This is a genomic window from Streptomyces sp. SolWspMP-5a-2, assembly GCF_900091845.1.
Taxonomy (GTDB): Bacteria; Actinomycetota; Actinomycetes; order Streptomycetales; family Streptomycetaceae; genus Streptomyces; species Streptomyces doudnae.
The window spans coordinates 1-17054 of record NZ_FMCI01000264.1 but is presented as its reverse complement, the minus strand read 5'-3'; the positions used below and the strand labels follow the sequence as shown (position 1 = coordinate 17054).

At 71.5% G+C, this 17054-nt stretch carries 17 protein-coding genes; 9 read left to right on the top strand and 8 right to left on the bottom strand.

The genetic code is table 11. The annotated features are described in order from the left end of the window. The first annotated feature begins 116 nt into the window (after window positions 1-116). From GA0115242_RS26830 to GA0115242_RS26815, 4 genes are all read left to right on the top strand, one after another. Complete coding sequence (locus GA0115242_RS26830; protein WP_093832851.1) at window positions 117-299, top strand: hypothetical protein; 183 nt, start codon at window positions 117-119, stop codon at window positions 297-299. A 170-nt stretch (window positions 300-469) separates the two neighbouring features. After that, entirely contained in the window at window positions 470-853 is a 384-nt protein-coding gene (locus GA0115242_RS26825; protein WP_237549329.1) for a BlaI/MecI/CopY family transcriptional regulator, read from the top strand. A 9-nt stretch (window positions 854-862) separates the two neighbouring features. Then, on the top strand, window positions 863-1405 hold the full coding sequence (locus GA0115242_RS26820; protein ID WP_093832848.1) for an amino-acid N-acetyltransferase: 543 nt from the start codon (window positions 863-865) through the stop codon (window positions 1403-1405). A gap of 225 nt (window positions 1406-1630) precedes the next feature. Further along, on the top strand, window positions 1631-1963 hold the full coding sequence (locus GA0115242_RS26815) for a histone-like nucleoid-structuring protein Lsr2 (protein ID WP_093832846.1): 333 nt from the start codon (window positions 1631-1633) through the stop codon (window positions 1961-1963). Between the two features lie 41 nt (window positions 1964-2004). Here GA0115242_RS26815 and GA0115242_RS26810 read toward each other — a convergent pair whose 3' ends face one another. Continuing rightward, window positions 2005-2664 (bottom strand): SCO3374 family protein, encoded by a 660-nt coding sequence (locus GA0115242_RS26810; RefSeq protein WP_093832844.1) that lies wholly within the window; start codon window positions 2662-2664, stop codon window positions 2005-2007. 440 nt (window positions 2665-3104) lie between these two features. Here GA0115242_RS26810 and GA0115242_RS26800 point away from each other — a divergent pair, with 440 nt between their 5' ends. Beyond that, on the top strand, window positions 3105-5630 hold the full coding sequence (locus GA0115242_RS26800) for an ATP-dependent Clp protease ATP-binding subunit (RefSeq protein ID WP_093832842.1): 2526 nt from the start codon (window positions 3105-3107) through the stop codon (window positions 5628-5630). 168 nt (window positions 5631-5798) lie between these two features. On the opposite strand, the gene GA0115242_RS26795 is transcribed toward GA0115242_RS26800, so the two are convergent. Beyond that, window positions 5799-6371, bottom strand: coding sequence for a TetR/AcrR family transcriptional regulator (locus GA0115242_RS26795; RefSeq protein ID WP_093832840.1), 573 nt, complete (start codon window positions 6369-6371; stop codon window positions 5799-5801). A 93-nt stretch (window positions 6372-6464) separates the two neighbouring features. Here GA0115242_RS26795 and GA0115242_RS26790 point away from each other — a divergent pair, with 93 nt between their 5' ends. The 3 genes from GA0115242_RS26790 (at window position 6465) to GA0115242_RS26780 (ending at window position 9426) form a co-directional block, all read left to right on the top strand. Then, window positions 6465-7358, top strand: a complete 894-nt coding sequence (locus GA0115242_RS26790; RefSeq protein WP_093832838.1) for an alpha/beta fold hydrolase — start codon at window positions 6465-6467, stop codon at window positions 7356-7358. A 14-nt stretch (window positions 7359-7372) separates the two neighbouring features. Then, complete coding sequence (locus GA0115242_RS26785; protein WP_093832836.1) at window positions 7373-8248, top strand: alpha/beta hydrolase family esterase; 876 nt, start codon at window positions 7373-7375, stop codon at window positions 8246-8248. Between the two features lie 491 nt (window positions 8249-8739). Next, a complete protein-coding gene (locus GA0115242_RS26780; RefSeq protein WP_093832834.1) occupies window positions 8740-9426 on the top strand; it encodes a M23 family metallopeptidase in 687 nt (228 codons plus the stop codon). On the opposite strand, the gene GA0115242_RS26775 is transcribed toward GA0115242_RS26780, so the two are convergent. Beyond that, entirely contained in the window at window positions 9423-10028 is a 606-nt protein-coding gene (locus tag GA0115242_RS26775) for a TetR/AcrR family transcriptional regulator (protein WP_176729920.1), read from the bottom strand. The genes GA0115242_RS26780 and GA0115242_RS26775 overlap by 4 nt on opposite strands. A 125-nt stretch (window positions 10029-10153) precedes the next feature. Between GA0115242_RS26775 and GA0115242_RS26770 the strand changes: the two genes are divergently transcribed. Then, the gene (locus tag GA0115242_RS26770; protein ID WP_202555811.1) at window positions 10154-11752 is read left to right on the top strand and encodes an MDR family MFS transporter; all 1599 of its coding nucleotides are present in this window, start codon (window positions 10154-10156) and stop codon (window positions 11750-11752) included. A gap of 265 nt (window positions 11753-12017) precedes the next feature. On the opposite strand, the gene cseC is transcribed toward GA0115242_RS26770, so the two are convergent. From cseC to GA0115242_RS26745, 5 genes are all read right to left on the bottom strand, one after another. Next, window positions 12018-13361 carry a two-component system sensor histidine kinase CseC gene (gene cseC, locus GA0115242_RS26765; RefSeq protein WP_093832832.1) on the bottom strand — a complete coding sequence of 448 codons (1344 nt, stop codon included), beginning with the start codon at window positions 13359-13361 and terminating at the stop codon, window positions 12018-12020. 17 nt (window positions 13362-13378) lie between these two features. Then, window positions 13379-14083, bottom strand: a complete 705-nt coding sequence (cseB, locus tag GA0115242_RS26760; protein WP_093832830.1) for a two-component system response regulator CseB — start codon at window positions 14081-14083, stop codon at window positions 13379-13381. Window positions 14084-14335: 252 nt separating this feature from the next. Next, entirely contained in the window at window positions 14336-14986 is a 651-nt protein-coding gene (locus GA0115242_RS26755; protein WP_256089760.1) for a hypothetical protein, read from the bottom strand. Further along, window positions 14974-15513, bottom strand: a complete 540-nt coding sequence (locus tag GA0115242_RS26750) for a SigE family RNA polymerase sigma factor (RefSeq protein WP_093832828.1) — start codon at window positions 15511-15513, stop codon at window positions 14974-14976. Before GA0115242_RS26750 ends, GA0115242_RS26755 begins: the two co-directional genes overlap by 13 nt. Window positions 15514-15782: 269 nt before the next feature. Then, window positions 15783-16688, bottom strand: coding sequence for an A/G-specific adenine glycosylase (locus GA0115242_RS26745; protein WP_093832826.1), 906 nt, complete (start codon window positions 16686-16688; stop codon window positions 15783-15785). Between the last annotated feature and the right edge of the window lie 366 nt (window positions 16689-17054).

Sequence of the window (17054 nt, the reverse complement as noted above, 5' to 3'; positions counted from 1 at the left end):
CCGCCCGCGGCGCGACCCCGGCCGCGGGCGGAACCCGCCGCGGTCCCCGGCCGCCGGTGCCCGAATCGCCCGACCCCGCCCCCCGGCCGCCCGGCCGCCGTGGCTACCCTGGGGCCATGGACTACGTCTCCGCGCTCGTGCCCCCGGTCGTCATGGCCGTGTTCTTCATCGGTGTGATCAGGGTGATCGTGAAGACCCAGGGCGGGGCCAACAAGGCGAAGGAGGACGCGGCCGTCGACGCCGTGCTCGCCCGCGCCGACGGCACCCGCCAGGGCGGCGCGGCGGCCGACGGCGGCTGACCGGCCGCGGCGGACCGCCGGCAGGGCGTACGACACCGGACACCCGGCGCCGTACGCCCCTTTTTGATCCCGTTTGCCGCGAACGCGCACGTCCGGCACGCCAATGCCGGTATCTCCCACTATTGTGCTGTGCTGTGCCTCGCCCATTGGGAGAACTCGAAGACGCGGTCATGACGCGGGTGTGGAAGTGGAACCGCCCGGTGACCGTTCGAGAAGTCCTGGAAGACCTTCAGCGGGAACGGACCATCGCCTACACCACGGTGATGACCGTTTTGGACAATCTCCATCAGAAGGGCTGGGTGCGCCGCGAGGCGGAAGGCCGGGCCTATCGATATGAGGCCGTCTCCACCAGGGCCGCCTACGCCGCCGCCCTGATGAACGACGCGTGGTCGCACAGTGACAACCCGGCCGCCGCTCTCGTCGCCTTCTTCGGGATGATGAGCGACGAACAGCGACAGGCCCTCAGCGACGCCGTGCGGATCGTCCAGGGACCGGAAACCCCGGAACACGGGAACCAGAACCCCGGCTCGGCGCCCGGCGACCCCGGGCGATAGCGTCCGCACATGTCAGCACAGCGCCCCGAAGGCACCGAAGTCAGCGCTAAAGCCATCACCGTCCGCCGGGCCCGCACCAGCGATGTCACGGCCGTGCGCCGTCTCCTTGACGCCTACGTCCGGGACCGCATCCTGCTCGACAAAGCGACGGTGACGCTTTACGAGGACATCCAGGAGTTCTGGGTCGCCGAACGGGACGACAACGCCGAGGTGGTCGGCGCCGGGGCGCTGCACGTGATGTGGGAAGACCTCGCCGAAGTGCGGACTCTGGCGGTCAAGCCGGGACTCAAGGGCGCCGGGGTGGGGCACCAGCTCCTGGAGAAGTTGCTGCACACCGCCCGATGGCTCGGCGTTCGGCGCGTTTTCTGCCTCACCTTCGAAGTCGACTTCTTCGCCAAGCACGGCTTCGTCGAGATCGGCGAGACGCCCGTCGACACGGATGTCTACGCGGAGCTGCTGCGTTCCTATGACGAGGGCGTGGCGGAGTTCCTCGGTCTCGAACGGGTGAAACCGAACACCTTGGGCAACAGCCGGATGCTTCTGCATCTGTGATCGCCGCGGGGTATTCGACCGCGCCGCCCTGCCCACGTTCCCTATGTCCGAAACGCACATGTTTCCGGACCCGCTCACGTCTCCCGGTCTCTCCGGGGGGTTTGTGTTTTTCCCCCAAAAGCGGTTTGCTTTCCGACGTACTGCTGTACTGCATATAACAGGGGGCGGCGAAACGGCGGACGCCGCGGGCATCCGGCCCCTACGTTATGGATGAAAGGAAATCCGGTGGCACAGAAGGTTCAGGTCCTTCTTGTCGATGACCTCGACGGCGGCGAGGCGGACGAGACCGTGACGTTCGCGTTGGACGGCAAGACGTACGAGATTGATCTCACGACCGCCAATGCGGACAAGCTCCGCGGTCTTCTGGACGCTTACGTGAAGGGCGGCCGGCGTACCGGTGGCCGTTCTTCCGGCGGACGCGGAAAGCGCGCGGCCGCGGGCGGCAGCCAGGACACCGCGCAGATCCGCGCCTGGGCGAAGGAGAACGGCTACGAGGTCAACGACCGCGGCCGTGTCCCGGCGTCCATCCGTGAGGAATACGAGAAGGCCAACGGCTGATCAGGGACATGCGGCGGGACCTGCGGCGACCGTGCCGGGGGTCAGGCGCGCGAGCGCCGCAGCCGCAACCGGTGGCACTGCGTGGCCACCGTGTCCACGAGTCGCACCAGATCGGGGGCGTCCCCACCGCCCCCCAGGGCCGGCATCGCCGGCAGCGAGGACTCGGCCTCGCACCCAGGCTCGGGGGGCCGCATCCACACGGCGGCCCCCTGCAGAGCGTCCGGGACCCGCGCGGCGGACCTCGGCCCCGGCACCCTTCCCGGTGCGGGCGGCGCCGGGGCGTCCATGAGACCGCCCTCCCCGACCGCCGTCAGACCGAGCGGCAGCGCCCCCCATTCCAGCCAGGCCAGCACCCCCGGCACCTCCCGCGCGGCGCCCGCGGCCAGCAGCAGCCGCATCCGGTCGCCCTGGACGGCCACCGGAGAGCCCGGCGCCAGATGCCGCAGCGCGGCCCGGCCCGCCTCGGCCGGTACGTCGAGGACGTCGAAGCGCGGGCCCACCACGAGCCGCAGCGGGAACCCGTCCGCCGCGGGCACGGTCGGCCAGCCCAGTTCGTTCTCGTACCAGCGGCGGACGGCGCCGGGGTCCCGGCCGGACCCTGCGGGCGCGGGCGCCGCGGGACCCGGAGCCCGGCGCGGGAGCGGAACGGCGCCGGGATCCGTAGGAAGGGGCGGGGTGACCGGACGGAGGCTGCCAACCATGACAGGCGAACTCCCGGAAAGCCCCGCGGGTTACGCTGAGTGCCCGGACGTGCGCACCGCGTTCCCGGCGCGGGGGCGTGCGGAGGTGCGGGGAGGCACAAGGTTGTTCGCCCGTAGCGGAGGGAACCGGGGCGCGCGGCATGGACTGTCAGTGCCGGCGGGTAAGACATCCCTAGTGGGAGGGGTCGACACGCGGGGCGGGCCGTCTCACGTTCGCCATCGGCGTACTGGAGACAGGGGTAACTGCCTGGCCTGCGGGAACATCGTCTCGCACCATCGGGTTGGAGCACATGTCGGCGTACGGGGTCAGGAGGCAGAGTTGGTTCTCGGTCCGGTGTCGGCAGTTGGAATGAGCGGTCCCCGCTTGCGGGACTAAGCTGCGGAAGGACAGGGAGGGGAAGTTCCCCCCACTGCCTGACCGCTCTGAGGAGCGATTAACGATGTTCGAGAGGTTCACCGACCGCGCGCGGCGGGTTGTCGTCCTGGCTCAGGAAGAAGCCCGGATGCTCAACCACAACTACATCGGCACCGAGCACATCCTCCTGGGCCTGATCCACGAGGGTGAGGGTGTCGCCGCCAAGGCCCTTGAGAGCCTCGGGATTTCGCTCGAGGCGGTCCGCCAGCAGGTGGAGGAGATCATCGGCCAGGGCCAGCAGGCCCCGTCCGGGCACATCCCCTTCACCCCCCGTGCCAAGAAGGTCCTGGAGCTGTCGCTCCGCGAGGCCCTTCAGCTGGGCCACAACTACATCGGCACGGAGCACATCCTGCTCGGCCTGATCCGTGAGGGCGAGGGCGTCGCCGCCCAGGTCCTGGTCAAGCTGGGTGCCGACCTCAACCGGGTGCGGCAGCAGGTCATCCAGCTGCTCTCCGGCTACCAGGGCAAGGAGACCGCCACCGCGGGCGGCCCTGCCGAGGGCACTCCCTCGACGTCCCTGGTCCTCGACCAGTTCGGCCGCAACCTCACCCAGGCCGCCCGAGAGTCCAAGCTCGACCCGGTCATCGGGCGCGAGAAGGAGATCGAGCGGGTCATGCAGGTGCTGTCCCGCCGCACCAAGAACAACCCGGTGCTGATCGGTGAGCCCGGCGTCGGCAAGACCGCCGTCGTCGAGGGCCTCGCGCAGGCCATCGTCAAGGGCGAGGTGCCCGAGACCCTCAAGGACAAGCACCTCTACACCCTGGACCTCGGCGCGCTGGTCGCGGGCTCCCGCTACCGCGGTGACTTCGAGGAGCGCCTGAAGAAGGTGCTCAAGGAGATCCGCACCCGCGGCGACATCATCCTGTTCATCGACGAGCTGCACACGCTGGTCGGTGCGGGTGCCGCCGAGGGCGCCATCGACGCCGCCTCGATCCTCAAGCCGATGCTGGCCCGCGGTGAGCTCCAGACCATCGGTGCCACCACGCTCGACGAGTACCGCAAGCACCTGGAGAAGGACGCGGCCCTCGAACGCCGCTTCCAGCCCATCCAGGTCGCCGAGCCGTCGCTGCCGCACACGATCGAGATCCTCAAGGGCCTGCGGGACCGCTACGAGGCCCACCACCGGGTCTCCATCACCGACGAGGCGCTGGTCCAGGCCGCCACCCTGGCCGACCGGTACATCTCGGACCGCTTCCTGCCGGACAAGGCGATCGACCTGATCGACGAGGCCGGTTCCCGGATGCGCATCCGCCGGATGACCGCGCCGCCGGACCTGCGCGAGTTCGACGAGAAGATCGCCGGTGTCCGCCGGGACAAGGAGTCCGCGATCGACTCGCAGGACTTCGAGAAGGCCGCCTCCCTCCGCGACAAGGAGAAGCAGCTCCTGGCCGCCAAGGCCAAGCGGGAGAAGGAGTGGAAGGCCGGCGACATGGACGTCGTCGCCGAGGTCGACGGCGAGCTGATCGCCGAGGTCCTCGCCACGGCCACCGGCATCCCGGTCTTCAAGCTGACCGAGGAGGAGTCCTCCCGCCTGCTGCGCATGGAGGACGAGCTGCACAAGCGGGTCATCGGCCAGGTCGACGCCGTCAAGGCGCTGTCGAAGGCGATCCGCCGTACGCGTGCCGGTCTGAAGGACCCGAAGCGCCCCGGTGGCTCGTTCATCTTCGCGGGCCCGTCCGGTGTCGGTAAGACCGAGCTGTCCAAGGCGCTCGCCGAGTTCCTCTTCGGCGACGAGGACGCGCTGATCTCCCTCGACATGTCGGAGTTCAGCGAGAAGCACACCGTCTCGCGCCTGTTCGGTTCGCCCCCCGGCTACGTGGGCTACGAAGAGGGCGGCCAGCTGACCGAGAAGGTCCGCCGCAAGCCGTTCTCCGTGGTCCTCTTCGACGAGGTCGAGAAGGCGCACCCGGACATCTTCAACTCGCTGCTGCAGATCCTGGAGGACGGTCGGCTGACCGACTCCCAGGGCCGGGTCGTGGACTTCAAGAACACGGTCATCATCATGACGACCAACCTCGGCACCCGGGACATCTCCAAGGGCTTCAACCTGGGCTTCGCCGCCTCCGGCGACACGAAGACCAACTACGAGCGCATGAAGAACAAGGTGTCGGACGAGCTGAAGCAGCACTTCCGCCCCGAGTTCCTCAACCGCGTCGACGACGTGGTCGTCTTCCCGCAGCTCACCCAGGCCGACATCCTGCGGATCGTCGACCTCATGGTCGGCAAGGTGGACGAGCGCCTGAAGGACCGGGACATGGGCATCGAGCTCTCCCCGTCCGCCAAGGAGCTGCTGTCCAAGAAGGGCTACGACCCGGTGCTGGGCGCGCGTCCGCTGCGGCGCACGATCCAGCGCGAGATCGAGGACACGCTGTCGGAGAAGATCCTCTTCGGCGAGCTGCGCCCCGGTCACATCGTGGTCGTGGACACGGAGGGCGAGGGCGACGCCAAGACCTTCACCTTCCGGGGTGAGGAGAAGTCGGCGCTCCCCGACGTCCCGCCGATCGAGCAGGCGGCCGGCGGCGCCGGACCGAACCTGAGCAAGGACGCGTGACCCGCTAGGGACGCGTGACGGAGGGGCCGGTGCTCTCGGGCACCGGCCCCTTCGGCGTACCCGCACCGCCCCGGCCGGGGCGGTGCGTGCTCGTCGTCCGCCGGGGCGGGGACCCGTCGTCCGGGACCCGCCCTCCGGTGTGCCGTCCCGTACCGGCGGGTGCCGTGCTCAGGTCCGGTGCAGGCCGGTGAGGAGCAGGTCGAGGTAGCGCAGGCCGAGCGCGGCCCGTTCGGCCGGGGCGAGGGCGCTCTGGATGTTCGCGGCGTAGGCGATGCCGCACAGCAGGGGGATCATGTCCGCCTCGGTGACGCCGGGATCGATGACCCCCGCCGTGTGCGCGCGGGCCAGCAGCTCGGCGAAGGCCGAGGCGAGCCCCCGTTTGAGGTCGCCGGTGTGCTCCAGGGCGTCCGTGGCCGCGGCGAAGACCGGAGGGAGCGCCGGGTCGGTCAGCAGGACTTCGATCGCCGCCGCGAGGAAATCACGCAGCGCCGTCCAGGCGTCGTCCCCGGCCAGGGCGTGCTCGGCCCGCCGCACCAGCGCCTCGACGGCGGGCAGCGCGACGGTCTCCAGCAGCGCCTCCGGCGTCGGGAAGTGCCGGTAGACGGTGGCCACGCCGATGGACGCGGTCCGCGCCACGTCGTTGAGCTGCAGAAGCCTGCCCTCGTCGACGTATCGCCTGGCGACCTCGATGATGCGCTGCCTGTTCTGGGCGGCGTCCTTGCGCAGCGGTGGCGTGCTCATCCCTACACCATAACCAGATGGGGTATCCGTTTGTGTTACGTTGAAACGGATGACCCATCCACTTACGGCCGGGTCGGCACCGAGGAGACACTCATGCCCTTCACCGTGGACGCCGTTCCGCACCTTCCCGCCGGATTCGGCGACACCTTCACCAGCCGCACCACCGACGTCGACGGCGTCGCCCTGCACGCCGTGGTCGGCGGCACCGGCCCGGCGCTGCTGCTCCTGCCGGGGTGGCCGCAGTTCTGGTACGGCTGGCGGCTGGTGATGCCGGCTCTCGCCGAGCACTTCACGGTCGTGGCCGCCGACCTGCGCGGCATGGGCGCCAGTGACAAGCCCGCCGACGGGTACGACGCGGTCACCCTGGCCGACGAGATGACCGGCCTGATGACCTCCCTGGGCCACGACACGTTCCACGTCGCGGGCTACGACCTGGGGATGATGGTCGGCTACGTGCTCGCCGCCCGCCATCGCGAGCGGGTGACCAGGCTCGCGCTGGCCGAGGCCGTCCTCCCCGGCTTCACCCCGATGCCTCCGCTGCTCATGCCCCCCGAGGCCAACGAGCTGGCCTGGCACTTCGTCTTCAACCGCCTGGCCGGGATCAACGAGCGCATGGTGTCAGGACGCGAGGAGATCTACTTCGGCCACCAGTTCGCCACCAAGGCCGCATCGCCCGAGGCCATCCCGCCCACCGCGGTCGACGTCTACGTCGATGCCCTGCGCGACCCCGCCGCCCTGCGCGCGAGCTTCGCGTTCTACCGCGCGGGAGAGTCGGGCGACCAGGTGGTCGCGCTGGCCGCCGAGGGGCCGCTGGACATCCCGGTGCTGGCCATCGGGGGCGAGCACGGCATGCGGGACGGCGTCGAGCGGGCGGTGCGGCAGGTCGCCCCGGACACCAGCGGCGCCGTCGCTCCGGGCGCGGCGCACTTCCTGCCCGAGGAGGCGCCCGCGTGGACGGCGCGCACCCTGATCGACTTCTTCGCCTGAACCGGGGAGACACCATGTCCCGCACCCTCGACGCCACCCGCGGCAGTGTCACCGTCGCCGGGGCCACCCGCACCTTCACCCTGGTCGGCACCGCGGCACCGGGCGATGCCAGGCCGCTGATCCTGGTCTTCCACGGATCCGGCCAGACCGGCGACAGGCACCGCGCCTTCACCGGCGGCGTCTACGACGCGCTCGCCGCCCGCGGCGCGCTGGTCGCCTACCTCGACGGCTTCCGCGGCAACTGGAACGACGCCCGCCGCGAGAGCCGCTTCCCGGCCCGCCGGGCGGACATCGACGACGTCGGCTTCGCCCGCGCGGTCGTCGCCGCGCTCGCCTCGGACCGGCGCGCCGACCCCGGCCGGGTCCACGCCGTCGGCTACTCCAACGGCGGCCAGATGGTCATCCGCCTCGCCCATGAGGCGCCCGACCTGCTGGCGGGCGCGGCGGTGATCGCCGCCACCATGCCCGCACCGGAGAACTTCCTCGCCGGTCAGGCGCCCCGGGCGTCCCTGCCGGTCCTGCTGGTCCACGGCACCAGGGACCCCATCGTCTCCTACCGGGGCGGCACCATGAACTGGGCCCTGCGCACCCTCTTCAGGGTGGGCGGCCCGACCTGGTCGGCCACCCGCACGGCCCGCTACTTCGCCGAGCGCAACGGGATCACCACCGGGCCCACGACCACCCGCCTGCCGAAGAAGGTCCCGGCCGATCCCACCGAGGTCGAACGCACGGCGTACGAGGCGGCGGGTGTCCCCCCGGTGGTCCTCTACACCGTCCACGGCGGCGGCCACACCGTCCCCGCCGCCGCCTCATCCGCCCCGGCGCTCGTCGGCAGGACCAGCCACCAGATCGACACGGCGGACCTGATCACCGCGTTCTTCGGCCTCTGAGCGGGTGCTCCGACCGCCTGGCCCGGCCCTCGGGCCAGGTCGCGGAGCCGTGCGCGCGACCTCGCCGACGCGGGTGCGACGCCCGGTCGGCGGCCCGCGGGAGTGGTCTGCGCCACGGGCCGCGGCGTCGTCCGCGGGCGGGGGCACGGAGGCGCGGGTCACATCCGGGGGTGCTCCGGCGGCGGGGGCCGGTGACAAGCCGCACAGGGCACATGTCCGGTACTAGACGGTGTAGTAGGGCAGTTCGGGCGGACGGGAACGATCTTCGGCGCGGGCTCTCCTGCCGCCGGCGGCCGCTGTCAGCGGCTCTGTTCCCGGCCGGAGGTCTGTCAAGGGTCGTTAAGTTTTAGGATCAAGTACTAGCTTTCGTCGTACTTGGGGGGTTTTGGGCCACGGGGGTCGGCGGGTTACCAAGGGATGGTCCATTCGGCGAGCGCCTGTCGTGATGCGTGCCGGATGGATTTCTCCGTCCCCCACCCCACGAGGTTTCTATGTCTTCGCGCGTCTCGTCCCGTTCCACCCGCACGTCCACGCTCCGCGCTCGTGCGACCGTCCTGGCCGCCGGCCTGGGAGTGTCGGTCGCGCTGGGTGCCGGGGTCGCGGTCGCCGCCGACACCACCGCCGCCTCCCACACCACGGCCAACGCGGTCGCCGCCCAGGCCGCCGCCCAGGCCAAGGCCGCCGCGACCAAGCAGAGCGCGGCCGAGAAGAAGGCCGTCCAGCAGGCAGCGGTGAAGAAGGCCGCCGCCAAGAAGGCCGCCTCCTGGATCACGCCGGTGAAGAAGTACACCCTCTCCGCGAGCTTCGCGCAGGCCGGCGGCATGTGGAACTCCACCCACAGCGGCCAGGACTTCGCCGTGGCCACCGGTACCGATGTGCGCGCCGCGCACGGCGGCACCGTCGTCAAGGCCGGCGGCAACGGCGCCGGTGACGGCCCCGCCTACGGCAACGCCGTCGTCATCAAGCACGGCAACGGCACGTACTCGCAGTACGCCCACCTGTCCCGGATCGACGTGAAGCCCGGCCAGGTCGTCAAGACCGGCCAGCACATCGCCCGCTCCGGCAACACGGGCAACTCCAGCGGCCCGCACCTCCACTTCGAGATCCGGACCACCGCGAACTACGGCTCCGCCGTCAACCCGGTCGCCTTCCTGCGGACCGTTGGCGTGCGCGTCTAAGACGCCTCGGGAGCCTTCATGCCCTGATGGGCCTGGGTGACCAGGTCCGTCGCGACCTCGAGGACGGCCCTGCGCCGCTCCTCGGGGTCGGCGTCGATGTCGCTGAGGGCGAACATCCCGGCGTGCAGGGTGAACATCGCGCTGACGCAGCGGACCTGGTCGATCAGCTCCGCCCGCGGGTCGATGAGGATGTCGCGCATGCCCATCATCCGGGTGCGGAACAGCTCGCCGATGCGCAGCTCCTTCACCGTCGCCTGGTTCTCCTGCATGAAGCGGAACAGGCGGGACGCCCCGGCCAGCGCCTCGCTGTAGCGGCGGATGATCTCCTGCTTGGTCTCCAGCGTCTGCGGCTGCTGCCTGCCCCACTCGATCAGGCCCTCGATCGGCCGGGCGAGATCCTCGAAGATGCTGACGAGGATCTCCTCCTTCGTCTTGAAGTGGTAGTAGAGCGCCGCCTTCGTGACGTCGAGCCGCTCGGCGATCTCGCGCAGCGAGGTCTTCTCGTAGCCCTGCTCGGCGAAGAGTTCGAGGGCCACGTCCTGGATGCGCTGGCGTGTGTTGCCGCGGCGCTGCTGCTTGGTGCCGTCCATGGTGCCGCCCATCCTCGCACTCCGAAAAACTTACTTGACGCCCGGCTAGTTACGGGGCTACCTTCACCAGTGTAATCAACTAGCCGGGCGGCAAGTAAGTGGTCGGCCGGGGGGAAGTACCAAGGGGAGTGGCAGCTTTGGCGGACACACAGAAGGTCGCACCGGTGGACCCGGTCGACCCGGTCACCGGGAAACAGCCCAGGAGCGTGCGGGTCGTCCTGCTCGCCCTGATGATCACCATGATGCTCGCGATGCTCGACAACATGATCGTGGGCACGGCCATGCCCACCATCGTCGGAGAGCTGGGCGGCCTCGAACACCTGGCGTGGGTGGTGACCGCGTACACCCTCGCGACCGCCGCGTCGACCCCGGTCTGGGGCAAGCTCGGCGACATGTACGGCCGCAAGGCCACCTTCATGACCTCGATCGTGATCTTCCTGATCGGCTCCGCGCTCAGCGGCATGGCCCAGAACATGGGCGAGCTGATCGGCTTCCGCGCGGTGCAGGGCCTCGGCGCGGGCGGACTGATGGTCGGCGTCATGGCGATCATCGGTGACCTGATACCGCCCCGCGAGCGCGGCAAGTACCAGGGCATGATGGCCGGCGTCATGGCCATCGCGATGATCGGCGGACCGCTGGTCGGCGGCACGATCACCGACAACTGGGGCTGGCGCTGGGCCTTCTACATCAACCTGCCGCTCGGCGTGGTCGCGCTCGGCCTGATCAGCGTCGTCCTGCACCTGCCGAAGAAGCGGTCCAAGGCCGGTATCGACTACCTCGGTGTCGCCCTGCTCACCGTCGGCATCACCGCCATCGTCCTCGTCACCACCTGGGGCGGCTCGGAGTACGCCTGGGGCTCGGCGCGGATCATGGAGCTGATCGGCATCGGTGTCGCCTCCCTCGTCGGGTTCGTGTTCTGGCAGACCAAGGCCGCCGAGCCGGTCCTGCCGCTGCACATCTTCCGCAGCCGCAACTTCACGCTGATGTCCCTCATCGGCTTCATCACCGGCTTCGTGATGTTCGGCGCGACGCTGTTCCTGCCGCTCTACCAGCAGGCCGTGCAGGGCGCCTCCGCGACCAACTCCGGGCTGCTGCTCCTGCCGATGCTCGGCGCGATGCTCGTCACCTCGATGGTCGCCGGGCGGGTCACGACCAACACCGGCAAGTACAAGGTGTTCCCGATCGCGGGCAGCGCCCTGATGATCGTCGGGCTCTACCTGCTCTCCACGATGGACACCGGCACCAGCCGGTTCACCTCCGGCGTCTTCATGGCGGTCGTCGGGCTCGGCATGGGCTGCCTGATGCAGATCACCATGCTGGTCGCGCAGAACAGCGTCGAGATGAAGGACATGGGCGTCGCCTCCTCGTCGACGACCCTCTTCCGCACCCTCGGCTCCTCCTTCGGTGTCGCGATCATGGGCGCCCTCTTCAACCACCGGGTCCAGGACGCGATGTCCGAGCGGGCCGGGGCGCTGGGCGCGAAGCTCACCGAGAAGTCGGCGCAGCTCGACGCGGCGAGCCTGGCCAAGCTGCCGGCCGCGGCGCGGGAGGCGTACCAGCACGCGGTGTCCGCGGGCACGCACTCCGCGTTCCTGCTCGGCGCGGTGGTGGCCGTCCTCGCGCTGGTCGCCTCGGTCTTCGTCAAGGAGGTCGCCCTGCGCGGCGCCGGTCCGAAGACGGACGCGGAGCCTGGCCAGGAGGCACAGATCGCCCCGACGGTCGTCGAAGCGGTCTGAGCGGACGGCCGGGGCGCCGCCTGACGGCGCCCTGAAGCCCTGAAGCCCTGTTGAACCGAAGGCCCCCCGGCTGGTGTCCGCCCCGGGGGGCCTTCTCCGTGCGCGGCTGAGTGCCGAGACCGGGGCCGGGGCCGGTGCTCCCGGCGCTCCGCCGGTGCGGCGGCCGGGCCCGGTGCGGGCGGTTGGGTCCGGTGCGGGTGGCCGGGTCCGGGGCGGGTGCGCCGCCCTCGCTCCGCTGCCGCCGTGCCCCGGCGTCCCCCGCCCGTCACGGCAGCATCGGATAGCTGCCCGTGTTCGTCGGGGCGTGTTCCGGGAGCCAGAGGACCGCTACCGCGCCCTCCGCCGGTACGTGGTCGGGGGCGCCCGCCGGGCGGACGTTGCGGAAGGTGAGCCGGGCGCCCAGCACCCGGGCCTGGCCCGCCGCGATGGTGAGGCCCAGGCCGTGGCCGTGGCCCGCTCGGTCGGCGCTGCCGGTGCGGAAGCGGCTCGGGCCGTCCGCGAGGAGGTCGGCGGGGAAGCCGGGGCCGTGGTCGCGGACCCGGATGACCCGGCCCTCCACACTGACCTCGATCGGCGGTCTGCCGTGCCGTGCCGCGTTGGCGATCAGGTTGATCAGCACCCGCTCCAGCCTGCGCGGGTCGGTCGTCACCATCGACTCGTGCACCACCCGCACCTCGATGTCCGGGTCCTTCGCGATCACCCGCCGGGTGACGAACTCGCCCAGCAGGATGTCCTGGAGCTCCGCCCGCTCCGAGGCGCCGTCCAGGCGGGCCACCTCCAGCACGTCCTCGACGAGCGTGCGCATCGCCTTCGCCCGGTCGAGGACCAGCTCGGTCGGGCGGCCGGGCGGCAGCAGTTCGGCCGCGGTGAGCAGTCCGGTCACCGGGGTGCGCAGCTCGTGCGCGATGTCCGCGGTGACCCGGCGCTCGGCCTCGATGCGCTGCTGGAGGGCGTCGGCCATGGCGTCGACCGCGCGCGCGAGGTCGTCGGTCTCGTCCCTGACCACCCCGCCGATCGCGTCCCGCACCCGGACCTCCGTCTCGCCGCGGGCGACCTGGTTCGCCGCGGCGGCGGCCTTGCGCAGCCGCCGCGAGAGCTGGCCGCCGATCAGCACGCCGAGCGCGCTGCCGCCGAGGACCACCGCGATCGAGCCGATCACCAGGGCCTGGTCGAGGTCCTTGAGGATGTCGGTGCTGCGGTCGGTGAACCCGGTGTGCAGGGAGAGCACATGGCCGTCCTTGACCGGGACCGCGGCCCAGATGTCGGGGACGCCGCTGGGCCGGTCGGTGACGAACGTCGCCCGTCTGCCCTGGCGCACCTTGGACTGCAGCGCGGACGGCAGCAGCGGGTCGTCGATCTTCACGTTGGGGAAGTTCGGCCTGCTGGACAGCTCGTAGTTGCGCTGGGCGATCTGGAGGCGTTCGTCGGCGAGGTCACGCGCGTTGTCGAGCATGGAGACCCGGGCCGCGTTGTGCACGACCAGGCTCAGCGCGACCGCGACCAGCGCGCCGACCAGCGCGATCGCGGCGCTCAGCTTCCACCGCACCCCGGTGCGGATGCCGCTGGTGTCGTCGTGCGCCGGGTCAGGGCGCCGGAAGATCCCCCGCATGTCCTGCCGCCCCCCGCTCAGGGCTTCAGCTTGTAACCGAAGCCGCGGACCGTCTCGATGCGGTCCTGCCCGATCTTCGTGCGCAGCCGCTGCACATGGACGTCGACGACCCGGGTGTCCCCGCCCCAGCCGTAGTCCCACACCCGTTCCAGGAGTCTGTCCCGGGACAGGACGGTGCCGGGGGCCGCCGAGAACTCCAGCAGCAGCCGCATCTCGGTCGGGGTCAGCGCCACCGGCCGCCCGGCCCGTCGTACCTCCATGCCCTCGGTGTCGATCTCCAGCTCGCCGAAGCTCAGCACCCCGCCGTCGGCGGCGCCGTCCGGCGCGTCCGTCCGGTCGCCGCCGCCCGCGTGCCCGAAGCGGCGCAGCACGGCGCGGATCCGGGCGACCAGGACGGCGCCGTCGAACGGTTTGGTCACGTAGTCGTCCGCTCCGGCCTCCAGGCCCAGCACCACGTCGATGGAGTCGGCGCGGGCCGACAGCATGATGACGGGCACGGTGGAGTCGTCCCGGATGCGCCGGCACAGGCTGACGCCGTCCAGACCGGGGACCATCACGTCCAGGAGCGCGATGTCGGGGCGGTCGGCACGGAACGCCTCCAGGCCGGAGAGGCCGTCGGGCATCGCCGTCACCGCGAAGCCGTCCCGCTCCAGGGCGAGCTGGGTGGCCTCACGGATGACGTCGTCGTCCTCGACGAAGAGGACGTGGGTCTGCTCTGCCATCCCGGTGCTCTCAGTTCTCGATGCGATTCATGGTCTGATCGGATCAGGTCGGGTCGGAACATGTCGAATCTGTTCGGGTTCGGTCGGGCCCCCGCCCGCGACCGCGTTCCCGCTCCCCCCGGCACCGACGGATACGCCGTCTGCCGAGCGCCGTGTGCTGTCCGCCATCTGCCGTCCGCCGCCTGTCGTCTCTCGTCCGTACATCGGATCGGACGGGCCGATCGGTTCTGTCGCGGCGGGCCCGATCCGTGGTCAGCCGCTCGGGACCGGGGTCGCGGCGCCGCCGACGGCGTTGCTGTAGTCGTTGTGCGTGCGGTACTCCTCGGCGAAGCGGCCCGAGGCCCAGCGGTAGGTGATCACGTTCTCGCCGGACGGGCTCGACACCGGGTCGCCCTTCTCGTAGACCTGCTTCGTCACCACCAGGTCGCCCCGGTCTATCTCCGCGTAGACCGGGGGTTCCTCGGTCTCGAAGACATTCTCGTACTTCCCGCGGACCTGGCGGTACACGTACGAGCCGACGCCCACCGCGTCTCCGCAGGTCAGCACGTTCACCACCACGTCGTCCGCGGGGCCGCCGGTCAGTTCGCCGTAGGAGACGTCGACCGGGTACTCGTCGGCCACGCACGGCTTCAGCGCGCGCTTGACCTCCGTCGAGACCGTCGGGTCGTCCTTCACCAGCCGGACTGCGTCGACCTGGCCGCGCGCCGCGGCGCCGCTCGGGCTGGGGGAGACGGCGGCCCCGGCCACCGAGTCGGCGTGCGCGGGCCCCTCGTCCCGGGCGCCGGTGCCGCCGGTCGCGCACGCGGACGCGAACAGGCCGAGGGCGACGAGCACGGCCACCGCCGTGAACGCCGCCCGCACCGCCCCTCCGCCTGAGGGTTCCGCGTCGGTCAGACCGCGCACCGCTCCCGCTCCTCACGCTCCAGCGCGCGTGCGTCCAGATCGCGGCTCTCCAGCTCCTCCCGGAGCCGGGCGAGCGCCCGGTGCAGCGTGCTCTTGACCGTTCCGGCCGACATGCCGAGGGCGGCGGCCGTCTCCTCCGTCGACATCTGCTCCCAGTGTCGCAGGACGACGACGCTGCGCTGCTTCGGAGCCAGCACCTTCATGATGTCCATGAGGAGGGCGCGGTCGGCGTGCTGGTCGGTGGAGTCGTCCACGCAGGACTCGGGGAGCTGCTCGGTCGGGACCTCCTCCAGCTTCCGGGCCCGCCACCACTCGGTACGCGTGTTGATCATGACCCGGCGCAGGTAGGCGTCTGCGAGGCGCTTGTCGGCGATGCCGTCCCAGCGGCCGTACGTCCGCACCAGGGCGGTCTGGAGCAGGTCCTGGGCGTCGACGGGGTCCGGGACCAGACGGCGGGCGCTGCGCAGCAGCGCGTCCTGCCGCGTGCGGACGTACTCCTCGAATCCGAGCACCTCGCCCTGCGCCATCCGAACCGCCTCCCGTTCCCCGTCCGGACGGCTCGATGGCCGCCGGTCTCCGCGTGTGTCTCCCCGTCGTCCCCGGTCCGCCGGGCACACAAATGACGCTACGGACGGGTTGTCACGGCCCTGTGCGGGCGAGCGCGCGGCTGGCACTCGGCTGTCCGTCGGTTGTGTAACGGAAGTAGGCGGCGGCTAAGGACGCGGGTCGCCTTGTCCTGGTGTGTGACGTTATGGACGGCGCGGAGAGGGCGACGGGGCCGACACGGACGTGACGTTCAGGAGTGCGGCAGCCGGTACAGACCGTTCGGCAGCGGCTCGACGAGTCCGTCCGCGACGAGTCCGTCCAGGGCGCGGGCCCGCTGCACCGGCTCGTCCCAGACCCGGTCGAGGGCCGCCTGCGGCACCGGGGTGTGCGCCTCGCGCAGGACGGCGAGGAGCTTGCCGCGGACCTGGCGGTCGGTCCCCGCGTAGGTCTGGCCGCGGCGCGGCGGTCCGTCGTGCTCGGGCTTGCCCGCGAGCCGCCACGCGCACTGGCCCGCGATCGGGCAGCGCGGGCAGGTCTCGTTCTTCGCCGTGCAGACCAGGGCGCCCAGTTCCATCGACGCGGCGGCCCAGCGGGCCGCGGTCGCCTCGTCGTCGGGGAGCAGGGCGCGGGCCAGCTTGCGTTCGGCGGCGGTGGTCGCGTTCGGCGGGTACCGGACGCCGGTGACGGCGCGGGCGAGGACCCGGCGGACGTTGGTGTCGAGCACCGGGTGGCGCTGGCCGTAGGCGAAGGAGGCGACGGCGGCGGCGGTGTACTCGCCGACGCCGGGCAGGGCGAGGAGCTGGGCGTGGTCGGTGGGGACGTCGCCGCCGTGCCGTTCCGTTATCGCGACGGCGGCGCCGTGCAGCCGCAGGGCGCGGCGCGGGTAGCCGAGCCTGCCCCAGGCGCGAACGGCCTCGCCGGGGGCGTCGGCGGCCAGGTCGGCGGGGCGCGGCCAGCGGCGCAGCCACTGCTCGTACACGGGCAGGACGCGGCTGACGGGGGTCTGCTGGAGCATGAACTCGCTGACCATCACCGCCCAGGGGCCGGCGTCGGGGTGCCGCCAGGGCAGGTCGCGGGCGTTCTCGTCGAACCAGTCGATGACGGGGGAGTGGAGCGACTCGCGGGCGGCGGGGGTGGGTTTCATGGGCGCAGTCATGGCGGGACCGATCCTGCCACGCCGGGCGGGCCCCGGGTCGTCGATGCGGAGGCCGTCCCGGGAGCGGGTCGGGTGCGGGCGGGGTCGGAGTCGGGTCGGGGTGGGGATCGTGTCCGGGGGAACATCCGGCCGGGGCGCGGGTCGGTGAGGGAGGGGGCCGCGCGGGGTTCGCCGAGCCCCGGCTCCCGCCGAGCCCTTGTCCTTGGCTCCCGCCGAACCCTGTCCTCGGCTCGCCGAACCCTCCGGCCCCGCCGACGCCCGGCTCCCGGCCCGGCGTCCTCGGGCTCGCCGAATCCTCGCCCCGGTCCCGCCGACCCCTTGTCCTCGGCTCCCGCCGAACCCCGTCCCCGGCTCGCCGAATCCCCA

Bases quoted from the DNA above. Each gene is read 5' to 3' on its own strand.
- cseB (WP_093832830.1), bottom strand. From the start codon at position 14,083: ATGGCAGAGCAGACCCACGTCCTCTTCGTCGAGGACGACGACGTCATC.
- GA0115242_RS26745 (WP_093832826.1), bottom strand. From the start codon at position 16,688: ATGACTGCGCCCATGAAACCCACCCCCGCCGCCCGCGAGTCGCTCCAC.
- GA0115242_RS26775 (WP_176729920.1), bottom strand. From the start codon at position 10,028: ATGGGCGGCACCATGGACGGCACCAAGCAGCAGCGCCGCGGCAACACA.
- GA0115242_RS26810 (WP_093832844.1), bottom strand. From the start codon at position 2,664: ATGGTTGGCAGCCTCCGTCCGGTCACCCCGCCCCTTCCTACGGATCCC.
- GA0115242_RS26800 (WP_093832842.1), top strand. From the start codon at position 3,105: ATGTTCGAGAGGTTCACCGACCGCGCGCGGCGGGTTGTCGTCCTGGCT.
- GA0115242_RS26750 (WP_093832828.1), bottom strand. From the start codon at position 15,513: ATGGCGCAGGGCGAGGTGCTCGGATTCGAGGAGTACGTCCGCACGCGG.
- GA0115242_RS26780 (WP_093832834.1), top strand. From the start codon at position 8,740: ATGTCTTCGCGCGTCTCGTCCCGTTCCACCCGCACGTCCACGCTCCGC.
- GA0115242_RS26785 (WP_093832836.1), top strand. From the start codon at position 7,373: ATGTCCCGCACCCTCGACGCCACCCGCGGCAGTGTCACCGTCGCCGGG.
- cseC (WP_093832832.1), bottom strand. From the start codon at position 13,361: ATGCGGGGGATCTTCCGGCGCCCTGACCCGGCGCACGACGACACCAGC.
- GA0115242_RS26830 (WP_093832851.1), top strand. From the start codon at position 117: ATGGACTACGTCTCCGCGCTCGTGCCCCCGGTCGTCATGGCCGTGTTC.
- GA0115242_RS26790 (WP_093832838.1), top strand. From the start codon at position 6,465: ATGCCCTTCACCGTGGACGCCGTTCCGCACCTTCCCGCCGGATTCGGC.
- GA0115242_RS26795 (WP_093832840.1), bottom strand. From the start codon at position 6,371: ATGAGCACGCCACCGCTGCGCAAGGACGCCGCCCAGAACAGGCAGCGC.
- GA0115242_RS26825 (WP_237549329.1), top strand. From the start codon at position 470: ATGACGCGGGTGTGGAAGTGGAACCGCCCGGTGACCGTTCGAGAAGTC.
- GA0115242_RS26820 (WP_093832848.1), top strand. From the start codon at position 863: ATGTCAGCACAGCGCCCCGAAGGCACCGAAGTCAGCGCTAAAGCCATC.